This is a genomic window from Variovorax sp. 01T439_2 (genome assembly GCF_056398445.1).
Map to the genome: position 1 here is coordinate 1 of NZ_JBFTPJ010000618.1, position 3,669 is coordinate 3,669.

At 70.4% G+C, this 3,669-nt stretch carries 2 protein-coding genes; both read left to right on the forward strand.

The features are described 5' to 3' along the window. On the forward strand, window positions 1–2,801 hold a 2,801-nt coding region (locus tag AC1DOC_RS24475; RefSeq protein WP_478130669.1), incomplete at its 5' end, for a YadA family autotransporter adhesin. A gap of 30 nt (window positions 2,802–2,831) precedes the next feature. Continuing rightward, window positions 2,832–3,662, forward strand: coding sequence for an OmpA family protein (locus AC1DOC_RS24480; protein WP_015865614.1), 831 nt, complete (start codon window positions 2,832–2,834; stop codon window positions 3,660–3,662). Window positions 3,663–3,669: the final 7 nt, after the last annotated feature.

Below are 3,669 nucleotides of genomic sequence, written 5' to 3' on the forward strand. Positions count from 1 at the left end.
TCGCCATCACGCAGAACGGCGCCGAAGTGCAGATCGCCACCAGCGCCACGCCCAGCTTCACCAGCGTGACCACGGGCGGCACGGTGCTGAACAACAACGGCCTCACGATCGCGGGCGGCCCGAGCGTGACGATCAACGGCATCAACGCCGGCAACACGGTCATCACCAACGTGGCGCCCGGCGTGGCGCCCACCGATGCGGTGAACGTGAGCCAGCTGAACACCCAGGTGGAAGGGGCCAAGATCCGCTACTACAGCGTGAACGACAACGGCACCAAGCAGGGGAACTATGCGAACGACGGCGCCACGGGCATCAATGCCCTGGCGGCCGGCGTGAACGCCTCGGCGGCCGGTGCCAGCGGCGTGGCCATGGGCAACGGCTCGCGCGCCAGCGCCGCGGACACCGTGGCGATCGGCAGCGGCGCAACGGCCGATTCGGCCGAGGCCGTGGCCATCGGCAAGGGCGCGACGGCCACGGGCGGCAAGGCCATCTCGATCGGTTCAGGCAACACGGCCTACGGCGACGGCGCCGTGGTGATCGGCGATCCGAGCTATGCGAGCGGCACCGGCGCCTTCACCGGCGGCGCCAACAACATTGCCAACAGCGACGGCACGGCCACGGCCACCGCGGCCAACCAGGCCAACGGTGCGGTCGCGATCGGCAATGGCAACAAGGCGATCGGCCAGGGATCGGTGGCACTGGGCAATGGCTCCACCGCAGGTGCGGCCGGCAAGGCAGGCAGCGTGGCCATCGGCAATGCCGCGACGGCGGCTGCCAGTGCGGGCGACGTGGCCCTGGGCTCGGGCTCCGTGACCGCTGCTGCGGTGGGCACGGCCAACGCCGTGATCAACGGCACGACCTACAACTTCCAGGGCACCACGCCCGCGAGCACCGTGAGCGTGGGCAGCGTGGGTGCCGAGCGCACCATCACCAACGTGGCGGCCGGCCGGATCTCCGGCACCTCCACCGATGCGATCAACGGCTCGCAGCTGTTTGCCACCAACCAGTCGATCGAGGACCTGAGCACCACGGTCACCACCAACAAGACCAAGTACTACAGCGTCAACTCGACCGGCGGCACCAACGAAGACAACCTGGGCGCTACCGGAGCCGACGCCATCGCGTCGGGCAAGAACGCGGCGGCGGCCGGCACCTCGGCCGTGGCCATCGGCCTCGGCGCCACGGCGTCGGACGCCAACAGCGTGGCGCTGGGTTCGGGCTCCACCACGGCCGCGGCCGTCGGCACGGCCAGCRCGGTGATCRRCGGCACSACCTACAACTTYGCCGGCACCACRCCGGGGAGCACGGTGAGCGTGGGCAGCGTGGGCGCCGAGCGCACCATCACCAACGTGGCGGCGGGCCGGMTYTCSRRYRSCTCGACCGATGCCATCAACGKYTCGCAGCTSTTCGCCACCAACCAGTCGATCGAGAACCTCAGCACCACGGTCACGGCCAACAAGATCAGGTACTACAGCGTCAACTCCACGGGCGGGGGCAACGAGAACAACCTGGGCGCGACGGGGGCCGACGCCATTGCGTCGGGCAAGGACGCGAGCGCAACGGTCGCCGGCGCGGTGGCCATCGGCTCGGGCGCCGTTTCCGACCGCTTCGTGGCGCCCTCCACCGGCAGCATTCCGGCGGGCAGCTCGCTGATCAGCTACAACACCACCGACCGCGCGCTGCTGGGCGCCCTGTCCCTGGGCAGCGCCACCAGCTACCGCCAGATCACCAACGTGGCCGACGGCACGCAGGCGCAGGACGCGGTCACGGTGCGGCAGCTCGCGGGCGCGCTGACCYCCTTCGCGGTCACGCCGACGCTGTACTTCCATGCCAACTCGAACGCAGCGGACTCGCTGGCCATTGGCGCCGAATCGGTGGCGGTGGGCCCGCAGACGGTGGTCAACGGCAACAACGGCATCGGCATCGGCAACGGCGCGGTGGTGCAGCAGACCGCGCCGGGCGGCGTGGCGATCGGCCAGGGCGCGACCTCGCACATGGCCGACTCCATTGCGCTGGGCACGCAGTCCTCGGCCGCGGCCGTGCAGGGCGTGGCGCTGGGCGCGGGCAGCAGCGTGACGCAGGCCGGCGGCGTGGCACTGGGCGCGGGCTCGGTGGCCTCCACCGCCGCGGGCGTGGCCGGCTACGTGCCGCCCACGGCCACCGAGGCACAGCGCATCGCCATTGGCGCCACCACCAGCACGCTGGCGGCGGTGTCGGTGGGCGATGCGGCCAACGGCCAGTTCCGCCAGATCACCGGCGTGGCCGCGGGCTCGGCCGACAGCGATGCGGTCAACGTCTCGCAGCTGCGCGGCGTGCAGGGCCAGGTGGCGGTGATCGACCAGTCGACCGTCAAGTACGACACCAACCCCGACGGCTCCATCAACTACAACAGCGTGTCGATGGGCGGCAGCAACGCGACCGGGCCGGTCACGGTGCACAACGTGGCGCCCGGCGTCGCGGGCACCGATGCGGTCAACGTGAACCAGCTCAACAGCGGCATCGCGGGGGCCAACGCCTACACCGACGCGCGCGTCAACGCCCTGGGCGGCGAGATCCGCAGCATTGCCAAGGATGCGAGCGCAGGCGCGGCCGGCGCAATGGCCATGGCCACCATGCCGCAGGCCTACATCCCGGGCAAGAGCATGGTGTCCGCGGGCGTGGCGGGTTTCGACGGCCAGGCCGCCCTTGCCATCGGCGTGTCGAAGCTCTCGGACAACGGCCGGTGGGTCGTGAAGTTCAGCGGCTCGGCCAACACGCGCGGCAAGGTCGGCGTGGCGGCCGGTGCGGGCTTCCACTGGTAGGCCGGCGGCATCACAAAGAGGAACAACATCATGACAACGCACATCCATCGCTTCTCGGCCATTGCAGCGGGCGCCGCGGCGCTGCTGCTGCTGCAGGGCTGCAGCTCCTATGTGAGCCGCGGCATCACCGACGACGGCAAGGCCACCGAAGTGATCTTTCCCAACATCGACAACGATGCATGGCTCAAGGAAGGCACCTTCCCCAACCTGGACAACCTGCGCGCCGTGGCGCCCGGCGTCACCAAGGACCAGCTGTACGACCTGCTCGGCCGACCGCATTTCCGCGAAGGCATGGCGGGCCCGCGCGAGTGGGACTACATCTTCCATTTCCGCAAGCCCGGCGGCGGCGTGACCACCTGCCAGTACAAGGCGATCTTCGACAAGGACTACAAGGCGCAGACCTTCCACTGGCTGCCGGCCGGCTGCGCCGATGTGCTGGCGGTGCGCGCATTGCCGGCGGCCGAACGGCCGGCCGCCGCGAGCCCGGCACCGCGGCGCACCACGCTGGGTGCCGATGGCCTGTTCCGCTTCGACGGCCGGTCGCTCGCCGACCTGCTGCCGGAGGGCCGCCGCAAGCTCGATGCGCTGGCCGGCGACATCAAGGCGGCGGATGCCATCAAGGTGACGGGCTACACCGACCGGCTCGGCAGCCAGGCCTACAACAGCGCCCTCTCGCTGGCGCGCGCCAACACCGTGCGCGACTACCTGGTCCAGGCCGGTGTGCCGGCGCAGAAGATACAGGTGCAAGGCAAGGGCGAATCCGAGCCGAAGGTGCAGTGCACGCAAACGGCGCGCGCGGCCCTGATCGACTGCCTGGCACCCAACCGCCGCGTCGAGATCGAGGTCTTCGCGGAGCGCTGAGCAGCAC